Origin of the sequence: Bacillus sp. NEAU-242-2 (genome assembly GCF_027853835.1) — a bacterium.
Lineage (GTDB): Bacteria > Bacillota > Bacilli > Bacillales > Bacillaceae > Bacillus > Bacillus velezensis.
Genome location: NZ_JAPNNY010000003.1, coordinates 454284 through 474875, shown reverse-complemented (window position 1 = coordinate 474875; position 20592 = coordinate 454284). Strand labels below are relative to the sequence as shown.

Below are 20592 nucleotides of genomic sequence, written 5' to 3'. Positions count from 1 at the left end.
AGTTACATGTATGGCTTTTGTGAAAAACGTTGCCGTAGACCCACACGAATGCCGTTTGATACGATAAATACAAGAAGTCAAAAAGAGGAGGATCACGGTGGAAAACACCTCTAAAATCGCTTTTTTATCGGTTATAAGCAATTCCCTGGTCGTCATGCTCAAAATAGTGGTGGGGATAATAACCGGATCTGTCGCGATACTTTCTGAAGCCATTCATTCTTTTTTAGATTTGATCGCCGCCTTCATCGCCTTTATCTCCGTCAGGATTTCAAAAAAGCCGGCTGATACAGGGCATCCGTACGGTCATGGAAAAGTCGAGAATCTGTCGGGGACCATCGAGACGATTCTGATTTTTGCGGCAGGGATTTGGATGATATATGAATGCGTTCAAAAACTGGTGAACCCGGCGCCGGTTCATCTGCCCGTATTGGGAATTGTTGTGATGCTTGCGGGGGCTCTCATTAATTTGATCGTTTCGAAGTTCGTAAAAAGAGAAGCCGAAAAGGTTAATTCCGTGGCAATGAAATCAAATGCCCTGCATTTACTGACTGACGTGTACACATCATTAGGCGTAGCGGCAAGCCTTTTGGTCGTTACCTTAACGGAGTGGTACATACTTGATCCCATTATAGGTATGGTGCTGGCGGTGTATATCATATATGAAGCGTTTAAATTAATGAAAGAAGCATTCCCGCCGCTGATTGATACCCGTTTGTCGGAAGAGGAAGAAAAAACAATTTTAAAGATTATCGAAACATTTCAACAGGAATTTATTGAAATTCACGATTTTCGTACAAGACGCTCCGGCCCGCAAGAGTATATTGATTTTCACCTGGTCGTAGCCTCTCACGTGACGATTAAAGACGTGCACGACCTGTGTGACCGCATTGAAAGAGATATTACGGATGAATTCAAACAAGCACAGGTAATGATTCACCCCGAGCCGGAGAGCGAGAGGAAGAAATAAATCGATCTTATGTTTGCGTTTGTTCCCGGCAAAATGCCTGCAAAAGCCCGTTCCCACGGGTCTTTTTGTTGTACAAATGTCCATTTCTCGCTCATATGAGAGAGAAGCTTATACACGTGAGGGATACATTTCATACGTTATGTTGTAAAGAAAAAGGGAGGTGAACAGAATTGAACGCTATTTCTGTTAAAGAAATTGAACATGGAGTTGCCGTTGCGGAAAGAGAAGGTTTAGGGGAGTATTTATACCAAGAACCGGTTTCCAAAAAATGTTCGGGCCGTTCCCGCAGCAGAAAACGGACACACCGTTCCCGCAGCAGAAAACGGACACACCGTTCCCGCAGCAGAAAACGGAGTCATCACCGGACACACCGCTCCCGCAGCAGAAAACGGAGTCATCACCGGACACACCGCTCCCGCAGCAGAAGACGGAGTCATCACCGGACACACCGCTCCCGCAGCAGAAGACGGAGCCATCACCGGACACACCGTTCACGCAGCAGACGGTCCCATCAAAAACGTACCCGCAAGCGCTGTTTTAAATGCTGACTGCAGACTCTATTACAAGTAACGGAGATCTGCTATAATGGCAAGAGAACTGCATAAAAGATCCGGTATCATCATCTGCGGACACTGAACTGACAACATGGCGCTGTTTGTTCGTGTCCGTTTTTCGTGTCAAAAAAAGATGCCGGAGGATAAAAAGGAAGGGATGACGCCGAATGAAGCTGAATGAGGACTTTTATAACTCTGAAGGAAAGACAGTCTCTTCGCAAAACATAAGCAGCAAGCTTTTGCATATCACGGACAGCGGGCATATCAGCGTTGACTTCATCAGCATAAGCAGGCTGCGGAAGGCTTCAAAGATCGCGATCTTAGGTGACAGCGTCGCCCGGGGGCTGCGTGCGGAATACGGCTTTGGTGACATTCTGAAAGACCGGACAGACGCTGAAATAACCAATCTCTCTGTCAGCGGCGTTAATATGAGCAACAACGGAAGCGATAACATTTATCAGCAAGCGCTTAAAACAAAGGGACATGATGTCATTATTGTCCAGGGAACAGATGATGATTGGTGCAACCACATTCCCATCGGCACAGATGAAAAGGATATCACCACATTTTACGGAGGCTTCTGTCAAGTGATTCAGCAGCTGCGAAGCGGAAATAAAGGCGCGAGCATCATTGTGGTGACCCCAACGAGACAAGCAAAAATATCAAAAGGAAAAATCGTCCGCCGTGATACTGATAAAAATAAACTGGGCCTGAAGCTGGCTGACTATGTGAAAGCCCAAAAAGAAGCCTGCACACTCCTCTCTGTACCGTATGCCGACCTGTTTGATACAGATCTCATCGACCCGTATAATCCCGCTTTCCGAAGCATGTGCATGTCAGAAGGTCTTCATCCGAACGAGAAAGGGCATCAAATCATATTTCAGGAAATCTGCCGGAATTATTATTACTATTATGGGTAACACAGCGCTAACAGATTATTTTCGGCCTTGCTTTTCTAAAAGCTCAATTATTCTTTGAGATGCGTGTTTTTGCGCTCTCAAAAGCGAGACGATATTACCGGTAAAACCGATTAAAATGATCAGCAGCAAAATGATCATCCACATCAGTGAACCTCCCGTCGAGTGTTGAAAAACCCACTCTTTATTTTACTTATTATGGATGGGGAAGAGAATAGGTCTAACGATTGGTGTTTCTTTATAAATCCATAAAAAAATGCACAGACTGAACGGGTCTGTGCATTTTTATTCGCTTATTTCAGCAGGTTCAATGATTCACGATTAAAGGCTTCCAAATCGTCAGGCGTTCTGCTCGTTACGATGTTATGGCTCACGACGACTTCTTCATCTTTATAATGTGCGCCGGCATTGATTAAGTCTTTGCGGATGCTGCGGAATCCAGTGATATCTTTTCCTTTAAGAAGGTCGGTATCAATCAGCAGCTGCGGGCCGTGGCAGATCGCGAAAACGGGTTTCTGATTTTCCACGAATGCTTTAGTGAATTCACCCGGGCGGTCATCTCCGCGCAGAAGATCCGGTGAAAAGCCTCCGGGAATCAATAACGCATCGAATTCCTTTGGGTCTGCGTCTGAGATCGCTTGATCGATCTTTACTTTCTCACCGTGCTTGCCCGTCACTTCTTTCCCTGCTTCCAAATCTATTGTCACCACACTGTGTCCCGCTTCTTTAAATGCTTCCGCCGGGCTTGTATATTCAATATCCTCAAATTGATCTGTCATCAGAACTGCGATTTTTTTGCTCATACATCATGCCTCCTGTGAATTTGTATATGACAAGAATATCAGGCGGATTGCCGCCTCACAACGTATTTGCTTGAAGATACGGCATGAAAAAAAGACCCCTCTGAAAAAGAGGAGCCAAAAGGTACGGAGGTCTGCTGAAACTTACGTGTTTAACTTGAGATAAGGCAAGAAATCGAACCAATTACTTTTTGCGTCTTTTTTTATCCTTTTTACACCCGCATTTCCCCGGTTCGCCCGGATCAATGACTTCGTGAATTGTTTCTTCCTGATAAACGTGGCGGGGAACATAACGGATATGTTCTCTGTTAATGTGTTTGATGGGATGGACGTAAACCACTTCTTTGTCAGTATACTTGTCAGTCACAATATACTTAGGGTCACAGTAATACACTTTCGATTTTTTACCCATTCATCTCACCTCCCGTACTTTATTAAATGCTGAAAAGGAGGATTTTGCATCGGACAAGTACACCATGGCAAGTCCACAATTTTTCAGCTGCAATTTCGTTTTTCTGGTTTTTCCTGAATCCGTCTCAAATTGGTATGGCTAACCCTTTTTGAACGGGGAAATCTATAAAAAAGAATTCAAAAACGATTCTTTTCTCAGGTCAATCGAGATGCATACATCTTTAGGGGGATTTCAGAATGCTCGATGAAAAAACGATTGAAATCATTAAAAGCACAGTGCCGGTCTTAGAAGAGCGTGGTGAAGAAATCACAGGCCGATTTTATGACCTGCTTTTTCAGCATCACCCTGAGCTGCTGAATATCTTTAATCAGACGAATCAAAAGAAAAAAACACAGCGTACGGCCTTGTCGAATGCTGTGATTGCGGCCGCAGCCAATATTGACCGGCTGGAAAACATAGTACCCGTCGTCAAACAAATCAGCCATAAGCACCGGAGTATCGGTGTTAAGCCCGAGCATTATCCAATCGTTGGAAAGTACTTGTTAATCTCGATAAAGGATGTGCTAAAAGACAGGGCTGCTCCTGAGGTCATTCAGGCATGGGAAAAAGCATACGGCGTCATTGCAGATGCTTTTATCGGAATTGAGAAGGACATGTATGAACAAGCGGAAACGCAAAAAGGCGGCTGGAAAGACGATAAGGCGTTTAAAATTGATAAAAAGGTAAAAGAAAGCAAAGAGATAACGTCGTTTTATTTAAAACCGGAAGACGGACAAGTTCTCCCCGAATTCAAAGCGGGACAGTATATCAGTGTAAAAGTATACATTCCGGACACGGGCTATACGCATGTCCGCCAGTACAGTTTGTCGGATGTATCCGGTAAGGATTATTACCGGATTTCCGTGAAAAAAGACGGAATTGTTTCTTCATATCTGCATGACCAATTACACGAAAAGGATTCAATTGAGATCAGCGCTCCGGCCGGGGATTTCGTATTAGACCCTGATTCCAAAAAGAATCTGGTTCTCATCAGTGCCGGTGTCGGAATTACCCCGATGATCAGCATGTTAAAGACGGTTGCCAAAACCCAGCCGCAGCGAAACGTTCTCTTTATCCATGCGGCAAGGAGCGGAGAGTATCATGCGCTGCGGCATGAAGCTGAAGAAGCCGCAGAACACTCATCCGTTGACACCGTCTTTATTTACAGTGAGCCGTCCGAACAAGACCGTTCAGAAAACATTCGTTTTCGGGAAGGCCGGATTGACAAACAGCTGTTAGAAGAAGTGATGACAGATAAAGATGCTGATTTTTACCTGTGCGGATCCCCGTCGTTCATTAAAGAAATGAAAAAGCTGATTTCTGAATTCAATACAACGCTGGAATCGATTCACTATGAATTATTTGAACCGCAGCTGAGTATGGTGTGATTGAAGAAGGAAGGACGATGATTTTAATGTATGAAGCACCCGGGTTGGGTGCTTTTTTATTTTATATCGGCCCCTTTGCGGAGTGGGTATTTTCTTCCTTGAATAAGCAGTTCCTGAAATGTCATTCCATCCTTGGAAATATTGCTTTTACAAGTAAACGGGGTTCTCGGTTCTGCCGATCTCGGAATTTTTGACCGCCATCAAAATCAGCCGCATGTAAAACATATGGCCTGCGAGTTGGATATTTGCGTTATTACGTCAGTCAGCTTTCACGGAGCGTTGAACAGCGGCAGGACATAAGAGAATCGGAACAAATTGAATTGGTCGCGGTTGTCATTGGGTTTCTTCATCGGAAGAATTATTACGAAAAGTAAAGCGAGAGCAAAGTTAAAAGCAGCGAAACGGCCGGTCAAAACTGTTTAACTGAGTTTCATTAAAGAATACGGTTTGTTCCTGATTTGGAGCGTAGATTTGACAGTTAGAGATTGCTATAGAGAAACACTGAGGCATAATTATTATTCTCTTATCCTGCTAATTGAGTTTTTTGGTTTAGAGCAAGGATCAGGAATAGGTTGCTAAATTTTTATCTGCAGGAAAATTTAAGGATAAAATAGACGCCTTATTTGTTGGATAAGAACAACAGGTTAAAAAAGGAGACAAGAGCAAGGGATTTGGAGAATAATAATGAAATCTTATTTGATTGGAAATTAATGAAACTATCCGTCATTCAGATGGTAAGATTAATGGAGGAGTGTTAATATGAATATAGATGTTGAAATATTTAAGATGGCACAAGAGGTAAAATGTGCTAAGAGTGTCAAAAATGTGTTTTGGGCATCGTCTTTCCTAAAATCTAAAGGAGACCGATGGAAAAAGAGGCTTTACTTCTTTCTTGGAGTTGTTAGTATAATAGCTTACTTTTTCATCGGAAGGAAATTTTTGTTTAAGAATTTATATTATTCATTAGAAGATTTGACTGCTAAATTAGATATTTCGAAGTCTAACGCCATTATATTAACTATAAGCCTTTCAATCTTTCCAATTATGGTGATAATTGCGGTTACTTTAAGGAAATATGCTATGTTGGTTGATCGTAAATGGGGAATAAGTGATTTATATTATTCACTTTCTTATAAGGCCTTAAAAAAATATTTACACAGAAAAAATTATAACAATAAAGTTATTGAAAAACGCATTTTACCTTATATAATATCGAAAAACTCCAATCTTGAGTTATATTCCATTGGTTCATTTCTGAAAATTGTGATCCCGTCTATTGTAGTATCAATACCTGTTAGTATATTGGGGTATTGTTTACCACAAGTATTAATGAATCAGCCAGTTTAGTAGAATTTAAGGGATTTTTATTAACTCTTGGTTCTATTACAATTATGTTATGGTTTATTGGTGCAACATCATTTAAAGCATTACCCACATTAAGTATTTTTAGTGAAAAAAAAGCATATAAGGAACTGGAACGGATTTTACAAGGATATTTATTAGAGAAAGAAATCAAACTAGGTAGTAGAAAGAAGATAAAGCGAAAAGTTTAAGTAAGCCCTAGACGGAAAGCCTGTGGACACTGATCATTGTACAGATTTACTGTGCTCTGATTGGTGTCCGTTTTTTGTTTTCCGGAAAAGGCGGCAAAGAAATGCTGATATAAATGCGTAGGATTCATCTGAGCGCTTCCCTTACCTTGGGATTGGCAAAGGATGAAACGATCCGGGAGCGCCTTTTTTAAGGGGAAATAACAGGAGGAAACATATGAAGGATTTAATCATTGAATATAAAAGCGCATTGACAGATATTAAAAAGGTATACCGGCAGTGAGCCTGATTCAAGCGATTGGGATATAGGGAAAGAATAGCGGATGCTTTATCTGTACTGACAGACCGCGAGAAAGATATTTTTATCATGCACGCTGTGCAAAATTTGTCTTTTGAAGAAATAGCCGCTTTACTCAATATAAAAAAAGGAACCGTTCAAAAGAATATTGAACGATCCCGCTTAAAAATTGAAAAATTGAGCAATTGACAGCCTTTTTTGTTTATCTTAAATTGGCTGTCTTTTTTTTATGATGATCTTTTATTAATGCCAAGCCGCTCACGTAATGCAAATTGAAGAAGCTGTGAAAAGTTTACACCTTCTTTTTCTGCTGCTTCCGCCAGCCATTTAGGTACAGTAAGTGTCTTTTTCACCGCTTTGTTTTCCATTTCATCACGGACAATATCTGTCCAGGCGCTTACCATAACAACAAAACCGGTTGCCGGCACTTTGATATCTTTTGGAGCGGATGGGGAAGGGATGTCTTCGCCGTCTTCTTCCATGCCATATAGAAAGCCTTCGAGCGTATCTTTTGCCATGCTCATAGCATCATCCACGTTCTCGCCTTCTGAAATGCATCCGGGTAAATCGGGAAAGGTAATTGTGTAGCCGTCGCTTCCGTCTTCTCCTGCATCAAAAATCGCCGGAAATAAATACTTTGCCATATATATAAAACCTCCTTACAAGGGGGTTGTTAAAAGTATAGAATTTAGTGTGCTGGGTTCGAAGTCTTTTTTGGATGTGGGACTGTTACCGTGCCCGGTTTGGTTGGATGTTAAAGTGGTGATGACTACCAACAACCCGCTTTAAATACCACCCATCTTTTGTAAGTATCTTTATGATATCTCTTGAAGACTTCATGTTTCCCTCCCTTCATATATATTATAACACGTATTATTTATACGTGTCTGTGCCTATTTTTAAAAAATATCATTTTTTGTCTTACGGTTGGGACTAATATGTGAAAGGAACTTTTGTTCGACAAATTTCGCAGGAGGTTCCATTGTCGCTCTCATTTATTGATAATATAATTAAGGAGAGTGGAAACTTTGTTTAATAGTGGTTATTTAGGAGTGGCAGAAAAAGTAACGAGTACAACTTCAAGTATTTCTAGTTCAATTTGGATACCAATAGCTACAATATTGGCTGCCTTAATTGGTGCGTGGATTAGCGGGAGAGTTGCTAAAAAGGCAGCACTAAAAAGCACAATAAGTACAGAAAGAATACTGTGGATGAATAATTTAAGAGACCAGTTCGTGGATTTTAATAAGTTAGCTTATGCATACTCTTCCAATAAAAATACTATTGAAAAAAATAAAGAGAAAAATGATTTTGATTTTACAGAAAAACATTATGAATTAAGAGCTTTATGCGATCGTATTAATCTTTTGTTAAATCCCAATGAAGAGTTTTCTGATAGATTATCTAAAAAATTAGTAAAAATTATTGGTCTTTTAACCGGTGATTACAATTATAATGTCAAAGCATATGACAATCACATTAAAGAATTAAATTTAATTCAACAAGTGATTTTGAAAGCTGAGTGGAAGCGAATAAAAATCGAAATAAAAAAGGGGGAAGAATTATCAGATAAGAAAATCGCCAAAATTTATAAAGAGAAAGCTATAAGTTTAGGATTAGAAAAAAAAGATGAGAAGCACAAGTTTTTTCGAAAGATCAAACGTAAATTTGAATGGAAAAAGAAAAATAAATAAATTATAGTTAGATCGCCCAGCAGGACGCTTTTTTATATCCTCTGTAAATTGCATTCGGAAATCGTTCGACAAATTTTACGAATGGTTCCTTTGTCACGCTCTTTTGCCGAAAATAAAGGTAGGAGGTGATAGAATGAGTGATTTAGAGAAAAGATTGAAGTTTATTTAATACAGACAGGAATTGTTATTTCGGGACGATTCTGTTTCACGTTTGTTTTTCGAATATAAAATAACAGAAGAACAAGTAGATCAAATTTATGATCTTTTTGATGACTACCGAACCCGTATTGAGAATAAAATGGACGTACACCACGGTTCCTTTGAACAAGCTTTGTATAAAATTGTTCCTGAACAAAATGGCAATTATCACTTTGTTGAATTTTTAGCCAAAGAGCTTTTTGATGCCGGTAGATGGCAAGAAGTATTTGAGAAGTTATACGGCAATATATGCTTAAATATCAACAACTATTTAAGAAATAATCAGAGCATCCTACGGGGTGCTTTTTATATTCCTCTGTAAACTGATTTGGTAAATTGTTCGACAAAATTCGCAAATTGTTCCATTGTCACGCCCTTTTCCCGATAATAAGGTGGGAGGACGATAAAGTGGGTACATTAAAAAATGAGTTTGAGAAATTGAATCTGTTTGTGAAATTTACAAAAGAGGAGTATGTAAATGATATTTTAGATGGAAAGCTATACATGAAGAATTTTAAACACTTCATAGATTTAGAAAAGAAAGAGAAAATTAAAGGACAGGGAGACAAGTTCGAAGCTGCTTTTGTAACAAGAGCAGTCGATTTAAGAATCATAGACCTTAGAACAAAAAAAGTCATAGGAGTGAGTAAAGAAGCAGAAATTATTGAAAGGTACACTGAGGCATCAAAGATTCCATTATATTGTTTTACCTATTTTCCTAGTGAAGATTTTAAAATTTTAGAAGAAAAAGATGAGAAGATAATTATTGGACTAGATTTGAATCCAGAAGAAAAGGATGTATTTATTAAAGATTTTGGTGAGAAAGCGATAATTTTTCCGGGTGATTTCTTAAAAAAAGTACTCTCGTCTTTGAAAAAACAAAATATTCTAGGCGTAGCGAAACTAGTGCAATATTGCGATTTTAATTTTCTAGATGAAAATAGAAGGAAACTTTTTGAGAATGGTTCTATTGATATGTTTTTTTGGAAGGACCTTTTTTTTAAAACTCAAAGAGAAATTAGGATAGTGCTTCCAGATAAACGAATTGAGGATAGCATTATAATTAATTTTGAAGGGATTCGGGATCAAGTTATTGTCTTGGATACCGAAGATTTGTTAGAAGGTGAATTTGAGATTCCAAAATCTATACTTTATTAATTCAAGTTTAGCACCCTTTAAGGTGCTTTTTTATATTCTCTGTAAACAGCTTCCGGTAAATCGTTCGACAAATTTTGCGGATGGTTTCATTGTCATGCTCTTTTGCCGATAAAAGGGATTGAGGTGATAATATGCAAAACCATTCGTTGATGGAAGCGAAAGAAATATCGAAATACCTAGAAAAAAGATACGGGAAACCCTATAAAGAAAATCTGACCATTCAGCAAGTTGTTAAAGAAGCATTAAAAAGAGATCACAGTGAAGAGCAATTGAAACTGATGGTTAATAGATTAGATTCGAATCTCAATGTTTCAAGTGATCTAAGCTCTCTTACAACTATTCCTTTTACATTACTTACATCAGCTCTTGCCGCAGTGCTTAGTGTCTTTGTTGTTATGTTCACTTTCTATTTCAATACTACTAATAGTTTTTCCAACACTATGTTACAAAAGGATAAAGAAAATAAGATAAATCCTGGAGACATCCTTAATACTATTATTGAAATTGGAATGCAACTAGTTTCGCCAATATTTTATTTTAGTATTATTATGACTCTTATAATGTTTGGGACGTGGGGGTGGCTCACAACTAAAAGTAAGAGATATTATGAACAGCAGCGGGGTTTTAAGTTGTTATTAGACGAAGTAATGGAAGAGTTTAAAAAAGAATCTAAAAAAGAATCTAAAGGATAGGCATTGGACAGTTGGCATCATTCTACGGGATGGTGCTTTTTTATATTCTCTGTAAACTGCTTCCGGTAAATCTCAGGGAGAACAATTGGCGGTTAACGCTGAGTGCGGGGGTAGTTTAGAAAGAATATGATTGGAGGGATTACATGAAAACAATTAGTCAAGCCTTTGAGGAATTAGGAAATAATCTAAGGTGTGCGGCTGAAAGGATGCCAACACCCAAGCCGCTATCCACAGAAGCTTTTATTATGTTGAGTAAAGGAGATAGAGCATGGAAACAATTTATGCGCACTCATTTGAGATGTCATGGTTTATTGCGCTCACGTTCTTCTGCTTGTCGTGTGTAGTCTGTTCAGGTAAATCAGAAAAGGAATAAGCATGGGAAGGCAACGTGACGAATTAGACAAAATATATAATACAGCACGCTGGAAGCGAGTAAGGAAAGTCGTTCTGATAAGGGACGGCTATTTGTGTTGTGAGTGACGTTGTCGTGGATTAATAACGGAGGCAAATACCAACACATTAAGAGATGATCCAAGCGTGGCATTTAATCTTGATAATCATAAAACGATCTGTTTAAAGTGCCACAACAGGAGGCACCCGGAAAGAAGTGGTGGGGAGGAGGAACAAACGATTATACGTAAGTAACACTTATAGCGGAAAAAATATGGAAGGGTTTTTCTCCATAATAGAGAATTTTTAAGGAAGGATATTAAAGCAGGTAAATCATATTCAAAGTCGTATTATCCTAAAAAGACAAAGTTTTTTATGTTCCAACATACTTCGGTAGCCGGATGGAAAGGTTCACTTCCTGATACTTCAACTGGAACATTGGCTCCTGCTCTTGTGAATAAAATAGCAATGCTCTAATAGTAAGAGGTGGCTCAATGGCAGTTTTTGTTGAAAAAACGCTTCAAGGTCTAAAAGAATTAATTGATGAAGAAGGCCGCTTAAACATTTTAGGGAATGAAGGAGCTCTTTTAGAAACAGAATGTACTTTCTTTAAAGGTGCAACAGATCTGGAGATTGAGAGTTTTGAGAAGAAAATAAAAGTCTCACTTCCTGAAGATTATAAAACCTTTTTAAAATTGCATAACGGAGCCAGAATATTTGATTTGTTGATTTACGGTGAGAATGTAGGTGGGGGTTTGCATATTCTTAATTTAGAAGATATTGAAAAGTATATGCAAAATGGTTTTTTAGAGCCTCAGTTTATTCCCGTCGCACATCTGTTAGACGGATGTTATTTGTTAATTAACAAAACCAAAATGTCCGCAGATCCAAACTATTTATGGTTCCGCGGATTTATTGAGTATGAACCCATGCAACTTAATTTTGAGATATTCTTAGATAGGTATATTTTATCTCAGGGATCAAGTTTTTGGGAATGGAATATTTACACTGCTGAAAATTATTATAGGACTCACCAGGGTGATGAGGATTAACCTTTCCTACAGTTGGGTTGGTTCATTTTTACTATTAGACTTCGACTTGAACTTTTAAAAATAGGTTTAATTTGGGAGGCAAACCGATTAATTGGTGTATAGAGGATTTATAAAAAGCGCAGATACTCTGCGCTTTTTATTTAAGTATTTTCCGAATCATTCGCAGCCCGTTTTTGGAAGAAGGATAACGGAAAGCGAAGTCGAAGCGGTTCGTTTGTTTGACGACGCTTTTTTTGTGCGTAAATGCGTTAAAGCTGTCAAATCCGTGATAGCTGCCGATGCCGCTTTCTCCGACGCCGCCGAATGGCAAATACGGTGTCGCGACGTGCATTAACGTATCATTGACACAGCCGCCGCCAAATGACAGATTCTCTAAAACAGTTCGCTCGATTCCTTTGTTTGTTGTGAAGACATAAAGAGCGAGCGGTTTTGGGCGTGATTGGACTTTTTCGATGACTTCATCGATATCGCCGTATGTAAACAGCGGAAGAATCGGCCCGAAAATCTCCTCCTGCATCACTGGAGAGTCATCCTTCACTTGATCTAGAATCGTCGGCGCTATTTTGTGGTGATCAGGATTAAATTGTCCGCCTGTAAGCGGGACGCCATCATTCAGAAAGCTGAGCAGCCGCTGATAGTGGCGTTCACTGACGATTTTGCAGTACTGCGGATTTTGTTCAGGCTGGGGGCCGTAAAATTCACTGATCGCATGCTTCATTTCTTCTATGAGCTTCGTTTTGATATCTTGGTGGACAAATAAATAATCCGGTGCGATACAGGTTTGCCCTGCATTTGTAAATTTCCCGAAGACGATGCGTTTGGCGGCAAGCTGTATATCAGCATCCTTATGGACAATGCAGGGACTTTTGCCGCCGAGCTCCAAGGTAACGGGAATTAATTGTTTGGAGGCGGCCTCCATAACGATTTTTCCCACGGCAACGCTTCCTGTGAAGAAAATATAGTCAAAGGGCTGCTGTAATAACACAGTGCTGACGTCGGGCCCGCCCTCCGCCATAGCGACATAATCACTCGGAAAAACGCTGCTGATAAGTTTAGAAAGAACAGCGGAAACCGCAGGCGTATATTCTGACGGTTTGAGAACGACTGTGTTTCCGGCCGCAATGGCTCCAATCAAGGGTGAAAGCGCCAGCTGCAAGGGATAATTCCAAGGCGCAATCACCAAAACGGTTCCATATGGCTCAGGGATAATCATGCTTTTCGAGCCCAGGTGAGTCAGAGGCGTTTTGACTCGTTTCGGTTTGACCCATTTTCTCAGCCGCTTCATCACAAAACTGATTTCCTCCAGTACAATTCCGATTTCTGTCGTGTACGCCTCCTGTTCGGATTTGTGGAGATCCTGATAGAGAGCGGCTGCTATATCGGCTTCTTGTGTTTTGATGGCTTGTTTCAGCTTTTGCAATATGTTCAGCCTTGATTCTAGCGGTCTCGTATGCCCCGCCGCAAAATAGGCTTTGTGCTTGCTGACGATAGAGGGGATGCTGTTCATTCCGTCTCTCCTTTTTATAAGGTATGATGATTCATTATGTAAAAAATCGCTCCTGCCTGTCAAATGCTTATGGTGTGTCAGAAAAAATAACAAACTCATTTCTGCGTTTGCGGCAGGAATTTGATGAAAAAGAGAATTCTTTTTGCGGCATTATCTGTTGCAGGCATTATGGGGTTTTCTAATGTACATGTAGCTGAAAAGCCAGTTGGCACATAAAAAAAGCCCCGGACAGGGGCTTTTTTTAATAAAGAGAGGGAGCAGCCCAAAAGAAAAACCCCGGAAACATTGTCATTGACAACATGTCCGGGGTTTAATCCAATGCTCTTTAAAGAGCGTTTTACTTAACGGGAGTAGAACTCAACGATAAGCGCTTCGTTAATTTCCGGAGCAAGCTCAGAGCGCTCTGGAAGACGAGTGAATGTACCTTCAAGCTTTTCAGCGTCGAAAGTAAGGTACTCAGGAACGAAGTTGTTTACTTCTACAGATTCTTTGATGATAGAAAGGTTTCTTGATTTTTCGCGAACACCGATTGTTTGACCAGGTTTTACTTGGTAAGACGGAATGTCAACGCGGCTTCCGTCAACAAGGATGTGACCGTGGTTAACTAATTGGCGAGCTTGACGGCGAGTGCGTGCAAGACCGAGCTTGTACACAACGTTATCAAGACGTGCATCTAAAAGAATCATGAAGTTTTCGCCGTGTTTACCAGTCATTTTTGCAGCTTTGTCAAACAATGTGCGGAATTGACGTTCGTTTACACCGTACATGTGACGAAGTTTTTGCTTTTCTTGCAATTGCAAACCGTATTCTGATAGTTTTTTACGCTGTCCCGGACCGTGGGGACCTGGTGCGTAAGGGCGTTTTTCTAATTCTTTACCTGTACCGCTAAGAGAGATTCCTAAACGGCGGGACAGTTTCCAAGATGGACCTGTATAGCGAGCCATAATGTGACTCCTCCTTTGGTTTTATTTTGTGGAAAATAAAAACCGTCTGTTCGATCCGACCGTGCACATTTTGTTTTCATGTATCCTCGCTCCAGCAGCAGAGAGTTACACGATACACCTTACAGCTAAGGAACAAAATGCAAACACAGAAGCTGAACAAAAAGGCTGCAATATTTCACACAAAGAACATTATATGATTTTTCCCCGCCGCCGTCAACCATTTCTCCATGAAGAGTGCCGGTTTATGATATAATGTACAAAAATGAGTAGTACATGTTTAGGTGATAAAAATGAAAAAACAAACAATTGATGAAGTGACGGCCTTTCATCAGAAAATGCTTTCTTTTTTCTTAACGAAATCTGAATCCGTCTCATTATCCGACTCGCTGTTATGGCTGGCCTCAGCTCTAGAATCCTGCTTTACATCTCTTTCATTGACCCTTTCACCGGCAGAATCAACACGTTTCACCATAAAAACAGAAGATGAACCGCATTATGCTCCGCTGAAAGAGAGTGACGGCCGTTTTATGATCAGGAATCAGACGTCCGGCAGATCCTTTTATCTGCGCTCGGAAGGCGGGCTGCCGATCCCGGAATCATTGCCTGAGATCGTTACTCAGTTTATCAATCAATCTGTGAGACAAAGCGGACTGTTTGACAAAACGAAGCATCAGCGGAAAATTCACAGAATGACAGAAATGTTCCATTCGCTTTTGGATCAAAATGAGGTTTTGGAAAAACTGCAGGCAAGTTTGAGTACGGCTTTCCGGTCTTTCCGCTTTTCACTGTTTATCACGCAGGATCAGGATACGGACAGACAGCTTCCCGCAAAAGAATTACATATGGACGGAAAAGATGCCGACCCGTCTGCCCTGAAGGTTTATTTATCGGGGAGACTGCTCAGAAAAGGCAGGTCATCTGCTTACCTGCCGATCAAAGGCCAGCAGGGGACTTACGGGGTTCTGAAGACGGAGGGGCTGCAGGATGCCGTTCTTTCGTGCAGTACTCTCAGTGAAATGCTGCTGCTTGCGGGCGCAGCGGGAAAAGCATTTGAAAATGCGCAGCTCTATGAGCAATCGAAAAAAAGCATTGCGAATCTGGAGCTCATTAATGAAACATCGCGCCAGCTGAATCAGCGCCTCAGACTCACTGACACGATGCGGGAACTCGCCGCCATTATGACCCAATCATTTCATGCGGAAGAAGTGGCTTTTTTTCATATTGATCATTTTGAGACGCAAAATCTGCTTCCGGGACATACCGCTTTTTTTAAGACAGAACGTGCGAACCCCTATATCAGCATTGTGAAAGAAAAGCTGTTCGAGGGAGAAAAGGGCGTGTTTATCGGCAGCGGAAAGACTGTATTCGGCGAAAACGGCTTCGGCTCGCTGATGGCGGTGCCGATGATCGAAAATGACACCGTCTTCGGGTTCGCGATTTTATTGAAAAAGGATTTATATGCTTTTACGTTTGAAATGTATAAGCTTTTTCAAGCGCTCATTCACCATGCGACATTAGCGGTCACGAACTCCATGCTGCGCGACAGGCTTGAGCATCTTGTTCAGACAGACCAGCTGACGGAGCTGTATTCAAGAACCTATTTGGATGAGAAAATTCAATACAGCATGAAAATTCATAAACGGGGTGTATTCATCCTCGTTGATATCGATAATTTCAAAACCATTAATGATACATACGGTCATCAAACGGGAGATTCGATCCTGATTCAGGTGGCCTCCGTTATGAAAAACCATATTCGTGAGCATGATGTCGCTGCGAGGTGGGGGGGCGAGGAGCTGGCTGTCTATCTGCCGAATATCAACGTGTCATCCGGAGAACGCATCGCTAAAAGGCTTGTTCGCGCCATCCGGGAAAACACCGAGCCGCGCGTGACGATTTCCTGCGGCGTTTCCTGCTGGTCAAAGACAGGCCCGATGCCGTTGAAAATGCTCGTTCAGCAAGCGGACGAGGCGCTTTATATCGCCAAACGGAACGGCAAAAACCGGCTGATCATCCATCAAAACAGCACGACGACATAAAAAAGGAGCCGGCCTGCCGGCCGGGCTCCTTTTTTTATCCTAATCGTTTTTCAAGCGTTTCAACAAACTTTGCTAAATAGGTTTCGTCCGTTTCATCAAAACGGTTTTTCACGGGGCTGTCAATGTCCAGCACACCGATCACTTCACCGTTTACGCGGATCGGGAGAACGATTTCTGACTGGGAAGCCGCGTCACAGGCGATATGTCCCGGGAACGCATTCACATCGGCAATCCGCTGCACGTCGCCGTTAGAGTAGGCAGTGCCGCATACGCCTCTGCCGAACGGAATGCGCACACAGGCAGGAAGTCCTTGAAACGGTCCGAGCACAAGCTCGCCCTCTTTAGCGAAGTAAAACCCCGCCCAGTTGACTTCATGTAATGAATGGTATAAAAGCGCTGATGCATTCGCGTAATTTGCGATCGCATCCGTTTCATCTTCTGTCATGGCTTCGAGCTGTTTAAGCAGAAGCTGATAACTTTTTTCTTTATCTCCGGATTGTTTTTCGACATGAAACATGGAAAACCCTCACTTTTTCTATAATATCAAACAAAGTTCCGGCCGTTCTGCCGGCATTTGTCGAGAAGTTCTTACAGGAACGGCGCCTTTCTGCTTGAATTGTTACACATAAAGGGGTGAGCCGTATGAAAGTAAGCACCAAAGACAAAATTATTAACGCCGCTGTCCAGCTGTTTAACCAAAAAGGTTATTCCGGCACGTCCGTCCGTGAAATCGCAAAGTCAGCTGATGTAAATGTTGCGCACATCTCCTACTATTTTAAAGGGAAAGGCGGATTAATGGAACATTTAGTTTCCGAGTTTTACGAAGGCTATACTGAAGCGCTGGAAAAAGCCGCCGTCAGTATGAACGGTGAAGACGCGCAGGAACGCATCCTGCGGGTGATTTTCGATATTTTATCCTATCAGCACGATAACCGTCAATTAACGCGGTTTGTGTACCGGGAAGTGACGATTGATTCCGTGCTTATCAGGGAAATTATGTCTACTTACTTAATGAAAGAAAAATATATTTTCCAGCTGGTAATTGAAGAAGGGCAGTCACGCTACAGACGGCTGACGCTGCCCGTGCCGCATTTTATTCTGCAATTGAAATCCCTCTTGATGATGCCGTATCTTCAGCCTCAATACATTACGGAGGTGCTCTATATGCAGCCTCATGAACCGTACTTTTATAAAAGGTATTTTGAAGAGGTGAAGATATGGATCGAAAGCGTGTTCCGACGGCCTGATGCGGCGCTTATGAAGTAATGATGCTTTTGTACGTTTCATAGGAACTGCCGACATCTTCCGCTTGATGGGCGTCCGACCCGAATATGAGCGGGATTTTTTTTTGCTTCGCCGTCTCAGCCATCCAATCCTCCATGTATACTTCCCCGGCAAACTTCTTTCTGAGCCCGGATGTATTCACATCCAGCTCCATTCCGTGTTCTTTCACGGCGTCAAGACAGCGGGCCGCAAGCTCTCTTATTTGAGGTGACATGCTGTAAGGGAAAAGGCGTGCGAATTTTTTGACGAGCGTGATATGGCCGACCCGTTTTGGCTTAAAGGGGCCGAGAGGTGTTACAATGGAAGAATACACAGTTTCATAGTATTGTTCATATACGGCTTCAACGCTTCCGAAGTGGTCGGCAAGCTGCCGAAACGCATGCTCGTCAAAATCGAGGCAGATATAAGACGGACCGGTCTTCAAAAAATGAACGGATAAAATGCCGTCATCCAGTGAGGGGCCGTACGTGTTCAGAAACGCCGCGGTTTCCTCTTCATACCCTGTGATAAAATCGGTTTCTAGCCCGGTCAGAATGCTGATTTGTCCATCGTATTCCTTTTTCAGCTGTGACAGCCGCTCCAAATAAACCTCCATCTGTCTGAGATCCATCGCGCTGTCCTGAAACGGTACGGGGTCTTGAAATGACGGAGGAAGGGGGGCGTGCTCTGTAAATGTGATCGAGTCAAAGCCTCTTTCCAGGGCCTTTTCGACATATTCTTTCAGCGCATCCTTCGAGCCGTGAGGGCAAAAAGGCGTGTGGATATGAGCGTCTCGTTTTTCCATTTGTGTCACTCCATTAAAAAATTGCAGAATCCTGCCGAAATTATGCAAAAAGTTTTTGATTTCTGGTCAAAAAATGTTGGTTACATGGTATCATAATAACAATGAAAACGACAGATTTTCTCAATACATATATTGAAATCTTTCTGAATACATAAAACACCCTGACAGATTAAGAGAACAACAAGGGGGCTCATTATGGAGTTAGTCATCGGATTATTGGTTATACTGCTCGCGCTCTTTGCGGCGGGCTACTTTTTCAGGAAAAAAATTTATACGGAAATTGACCGGCTGGAGTCATGGAAGATTGAAATTTTAAACCGTTCGATAGTGGAAGAAATGTCCAAGATCAAACATCTGAAAATGACCGGAGAGACGGAAGAGTTCTTTGAAAGATGGCGCGAAGAGTGGGATGAAATTGTCACAGCCCATCTGCCGAAAGTAGAAGAGCTCCTTTATGATGCCGAAGAGAACGCCGACAAATACCGGTTCAAAAAAGCGAATCAGGTGCTTGTCCACATCGACGACCTCCTCACTGCAGCCGAATCAAATATAGAAGGCATACTGCGTGAGATCAGCGACCTTGTGACGAGCGAGGAAAAAAGCCGCGGAGAGATTGAACAGGTGCGTGAGCGGTATTCAAAAGCGCGAAAAAACCTTCTGGCGTACAGCCATCTCTACGGAGAGCTATATAACAGCCTGGAGACGGATCTCGACGAAATCTGGAGCGGCATAAAAAAGTTCGAAGAAGAGACGGAAAGCGGCAATTACATCAAAGCGAGAAAAGTGCTGCTTGAACAGGACCGCAGACTGGATCAGCTTCAAACATACATAGATGACGTTCCGAAACTGCTCGCGGACTGTAAACAGACCGTGCCGAACCAAATTGCCAAGCTGAAAGACGGCTACCGGGAAATGACGGAAAAAGGCTACAAATTGGAGCATATTCAAATCGAAAAAGAGCTGGAGACACTCACAAATCAATTGAAACGGGCCGAAAGCGCGCTTTTGGAAGAATTAGATGTCGACGAAGCGTCCGCCATTCTTCAGCTGATTGATGAAACCATTCAATCGATGTATGAACAGCTGGAAGGCGAAGTGGAAGCCGGACAGTCCGTATTAAGCAAAATGCCTGAGCTGATCATCGCGTATGAGAAGCTTGAGGAAGAAAAAGACCGCACAAAAACCGAAACGGAGCTCGTCAAGGAAAGCTATCAGCTGACGGCGGGAGAAATCGGTAGACAGCATGCTTTCGAAAAACAGCTGGAAACGATCGGCCGGCTCCTTGAGCAGGCGAGAGAAAAGCTTGACGGCGAGCATGTCGCTTACTCTCTGCTGATTGAAGAAGTCGAGGCCATCGAAAAGCAGATGGAAGAGGCTCAGAAAGAACATGCCGAATACCGTGAAAATCTGCAGGCGCTCAGAAAAGAAGAACTGCAGGCGCGGGAAACGCTGATGCATCTTCGGAAAACCATTTCTGACACGGCCCGAATGCTGCAAAAAAGCAACGTGCCGGGAATTCCTGAAGAAGTCAAGGACAAGCTCGAGACGGCAAATCATCATATAGAAGAGACCGTCAGCCAATTGGAAGAGCTGCCGTTAAACATGGAGGAAGCCGCCAAACATCTGACCGAAGCTGAAAAGGTGGTTGCGGAAGTCAGCGAAGAGGCGGAAGAACTTGTGATTCAGGTGAAGCTGATTGAGCGGATCATCCAGTACGGCAACCGCTTCCGAAGCCAGAATCATATTTTATCCGAACAGCTGAAAGAAGCGGAACGGCTGTTTTACGCTTACAGCTATAATGAAGCTTATGAGATGGCAGCAGCTGCTGTTGAAAAAGCAGCTCCCGGCGCCGTGAAAAAAATTAAAGCTGATCAATCTGCTTCATAGACGCACAAGCAAAAACTGCACCCTGATGGAAATCAGAG

23 protein-coding genes and 2 pseudogenes are annotated in these 20592 nt (G+C 42.0%); 16 read left to right on the top strand and 9 right to left on the bottom strand.

All coding sequences use genetic code 11. The features are described 5' to 3' along the window. Nucleotides 1-97: 97 nt before the first annotated feature. From OWN49_RS12550 to OWN49_RS12540, 4 genes and pseudogenes are all read left to right on the top strand, one after another. Entirely contained in the window at nt 98-967 is an 870-nt protein-coding gene (locus OWN49_RS12550) for a cation diffusion facilitator family transporter (protein WP_173613146.1), read from the top strand. Between the two features lie 170 nt (nt 968-1137). Continuing rightward, nucleotides 1138-1188: pseudogene (locus OWN49_RS19545) on the top strand (hypothetical protein); the annotation flags it as partial. Between the two features lie 47 nt (nt 1189-1235). After that, nucleotides 1236-1508 (top strand): hypothetical protein, encoded by a 273-nt coding sequence (locus OWN49_RS12545; RefSeq protein WP_173613147.1) that lies wholly within the window; start codon nt 1236-1238, stop codon nt 1506-1508. Between the two features lie 180 nt (nt 1509-1688). Beyond that, nucleotides 1689-2441: an SGNH/GDSL hydrolase family protein gene (locus OWN49_RS12540; protein WP_029973317.1), complete on the top strand. Its 753-nt coding sequence runs from the start codon at nt 1689-1691 to the stop codon at nt 2439-2441. Between the two features lie 15 nt (nt 2442-2456). Here OWN49_RS12540 and OWN49_RS12535 read toward each other — a convergent pair whose 3' ends face one another. The 3 genes from OWN49_RS12535 to OWN49_RS12525 all read right to left on the bottom strand — a co-directional run bounded on the left by OWN49_RS12535 (nt 2457) and on the right by OWN49_RS12525 (nt 3650). After that, entirely contained in the window at nt 2457-2585 is a 129-nt protein-coding gene (locus tag OWN49_RS12535) for a hypothetical protein (protein ID WP_255219918.1), read from the bottom strand. Between the two features lie 146 nt (nt 2586-2731). Continuing rightward, entirely contained in the window at nt 2732-3241 is a 510-nt protein-coding gene (locus OWN49_RS12530) for a type 1 glutamine amidotransferase domain-containing protein (protein ID WP_025285115.1), read from the bottom strand. A 181-nt stretch (nt 3242-3422) separates the two neighbouring features. Continuing rightward, nucleotides 3423-3650 carry a hypothetical protein gene (locus OWN49_RS12525; RefSeq protein WP_176283472.1) on the bottom strand — a complete coding sequence of 76 codons (228 nt, stop codon included), beginning with the start codon at nt 3648-3650 and terminating at the stop codon, nt 3423-3425. 236 nt (nt 3651-3886) lie between these two features. Between OWN49_RS12525 and hmpA the strand changes: the two genes are divergently transcribed. From hmpA to OWN49_RS19540, 4 genes and pseudogenes are all read left to right on the top strand, one after another. Continuing rightward, nucleotides 3887-5077, top strand: a complete 1191-nt coding sequence (gene hmpA / locus OWN49_RS12520; protein ID WP_176283471.1) for an NO-inducible flavohemoprotein — start codon at nt 3887-3889, stop codon at nt 5075-5077. Nucleotides 5078-5322: 245 nt separating this feature from the next. Next, nucleotides 5323-5451 carry a DnaB-like helicase C-terminal domain-containing protein gene (locus tag OWN49_RS12515; RefSeq protein WP_229154343.1) on the top strand — a complete coding sequence of 43 codons (129 nt, stop codon included), beginning with the start codon at nt 5323-5325 and terminating at the stop codon, nt 5449-5451. A 385-nt stretch (nt 5452-5836) separates the two neighbouring features. Continuing rightward, nucleotides 5837-6424, top strand: coding sequence for a hypothetical protein (locus OWN49_RS12510; protein ID WP_077722709.1), 588 nt, complete (start codon nt 5837-5839; stop codon nt 6422-6424). Nucleotides 6425-6905: 481 nt separating this feature from the next. After that, nucleotides 6906-7136, top strand: a pseudogene (locus tag OWN49_RS19540) (sigma-70 family RNA polymerase sigma factor); the annotation flags it as partial. Nucleotides 7137-7152: 16 nt separating this feature from the next. Here OWN49_RS19540 and OWN49_RS12500 read toward each other — a convergent pair. Both OWN49_RS12500 and OWN49_RS12495 read right to left on the bottom strand, forming a co-directional pair. Further along, a complete protein-coding gene (locus OWN49_RS12500; RefSeq protein WP_077722708.1) occupies nt 7153-7569 on the bottom strand; it encodes a type II toxin-antitoxin system HicB family antitoxin in 417 nt (138 codons plus the stop codon). 85 nt (nt 7570-7654) lie between these two features. Further along, nucleotides 7655-7765, bottom strand: a complete 111-nt coding sequence (locus OWN49_RS12495; protein WP_101287773.1) for a type II toxin-antitoxin system HicA family toxin — start codon at nt 7763-7765, stop codon at nt 7655-7657. Nucleotides 7766-7944: 179 nt separating this feature from the next. Here OWN49_RS12495 and OWN49_RS12490 point away from each other — a divergent pair, with 179 nt between their 5' ends. The 5 genes from OWN49_RS12490 (at nt 7945) to OWN49_RS12470 (ending at nt 12109) form a co-directional block, all read left to right on the top strand. Continuing rightward, entirely contained in the window at nt 7945-8619 is a 675-nt protein-coding gene (locus OWN49_RS12490) for a hypothetical protein (protein WP_154066731.1), read from the top strand. A gap of 211 nt (nt 8620-8830) precedes the next feature. Beyond that, nucleotides 8831-9139, top strand: coding sequence for a hypothetical protein (locus OWN49_RS12485; RefSeq protein WP_077722706.1), 309 nt, complete (start codon nt 8831-8833; stop codon nt 9137-9139). Nucleotides 9140-9225: 86 nt separating this feature from the next. Further along, nucleotides 9226-9975, top strand: coding sequence for a hypothetical protein (locus OWN49_RS12480; RefSeq protein WP_077722705.1), 750 nt, complete (start codon nt 9226-9228; stop codon nt 9973-9975). Nucleotides 9976-10106: 131 nt separating this feature from the next. Further along, complete coding sequence (locus tag OWN49_RS12475) at nt 10107-10667, top strand: hypothetical protein (RefSeq protein ID WP_077722704.1); 561 nt, start codon at nt 10107-10109, stop codon at nt 10665-10667. A gap of 884 nt (nt 10668-11551) precedes the next feature. Beyond that, nucleotides 11552-12109, top strand: a complete 558-nt coding sequence (locus OWN49_RS12470) for an SMI1/KNR4 family protein (RefSeq protein ID WP_077722703.1) — start codon at nt 11552-11554, stop codon at nt 12107-12109. A 136-nt stretch (nt 12110-12245) separates the two neighbouring features. On the opposite strand, the gene OWN49_RS12465 is transcribed toward OWN49_RS12470, so the two are convergent. Next, nucleotides 12246-13616 (bottom strand): aldehyde dehydrogenase, encoded by a 1371-nt coding sequence (locus OWN49_RS12465; RefSeq protein ID WP_077722702.1) that lies wholly within the window; start codon nt 13614-13616, stop codon nt 12246-12248. A 341-nt stretch (nt 13617-13957) separates the two neighbouring features. Continuing rightward, nucleotides 13958-14560 (bottom strand): 30S ribosomal protein S4, encoded by a 603-nt coding sequence (gene rpsD / locus OWN49_RS12460; protein WP_003152406.1) that lies wholly within the window; start codon nt 14558-14560, stop codon nt 13958-13960. A 290-nt stretch (nt 14561-14850) separates the two neighbouring features. Here rpsD and OWN49_RS12455 point away from each other — a divergent pair, with 290 nt between their 5' ends. Then, a complete protein-coding gene (locus tag OWN49_RS12455; protein ID WP_003152407.1) occupies nt 14851-16599 on the top strand; it encodes a sensor domain-containing diguanylate cyclase in 1749 nt (582 codons plus the stop codon). Between the two features lie 34 nt (nt 16600-16633). On the opposite strand, the gene OWN49_RS12450 is transcribed toward OWN49_RS12455, so the two are convergent. Next, nucleotides 16634-17116, bottom strand: coding sequence for a GAF domain-containing protein (locus OWN49_RS12450; protein WP_007408037.1), 483 nt, complete (start codon nt 17114-17116; stop codon nt 16634-16636). A 125-nt stretch (nt 17117-17241) separates the two neighbouring features. On the opposite strand from OWN49_RS12450, the gene refZ reads away from it, so the two are divergent. Next, nucleotides 17242-17865 carry a forespore capture DNA-binding protein RefZ gene (gene refZ / locus OWN49_RS12445; protein WP_071391496.1) on the top strand — a complete coding sequence of 208 codons (624 nt, stop codon included), beginning with the start codon at nt 17242-17244 and terminating at the stop codon, nt 17863-17865. Here the strand turns inward: refZ and hisJ are convergent. Further along, a complete protein-coding gene (gene hisJ / locus OWN49_RS12440) occupies nt 17855-18667 on the bottom strand; it encodes a histidinol-phosphatase HisJ (protein ID WP_176283470.1) in 813 nt (270 codons plus the stop codon). The genes refZ and hisJ overlap by 11 nt on opposite strands. 195 nt (nt 18668-18862) lie before the next feature. Here hisJ and ezrA point away from each other — a divergent pair, with 195 nt between their 5' ends. Continuing rightward, nucleotides 18863-20554 carry a septation ring formation regulator EzrA gene (gene ezrA, locus OWN49_RS12435; RefSeq protein ID WP_176283469.1) on the top strand — a complete coding sequence of 564 codons (1692 nt, stop codon included), beginning with the start codon at nt 18863-18865 and terminating at the stop codon, nt 20552-20554. The last annotated feature ends 38 nt before the right edge of the window (nt 20555-20592 follow it).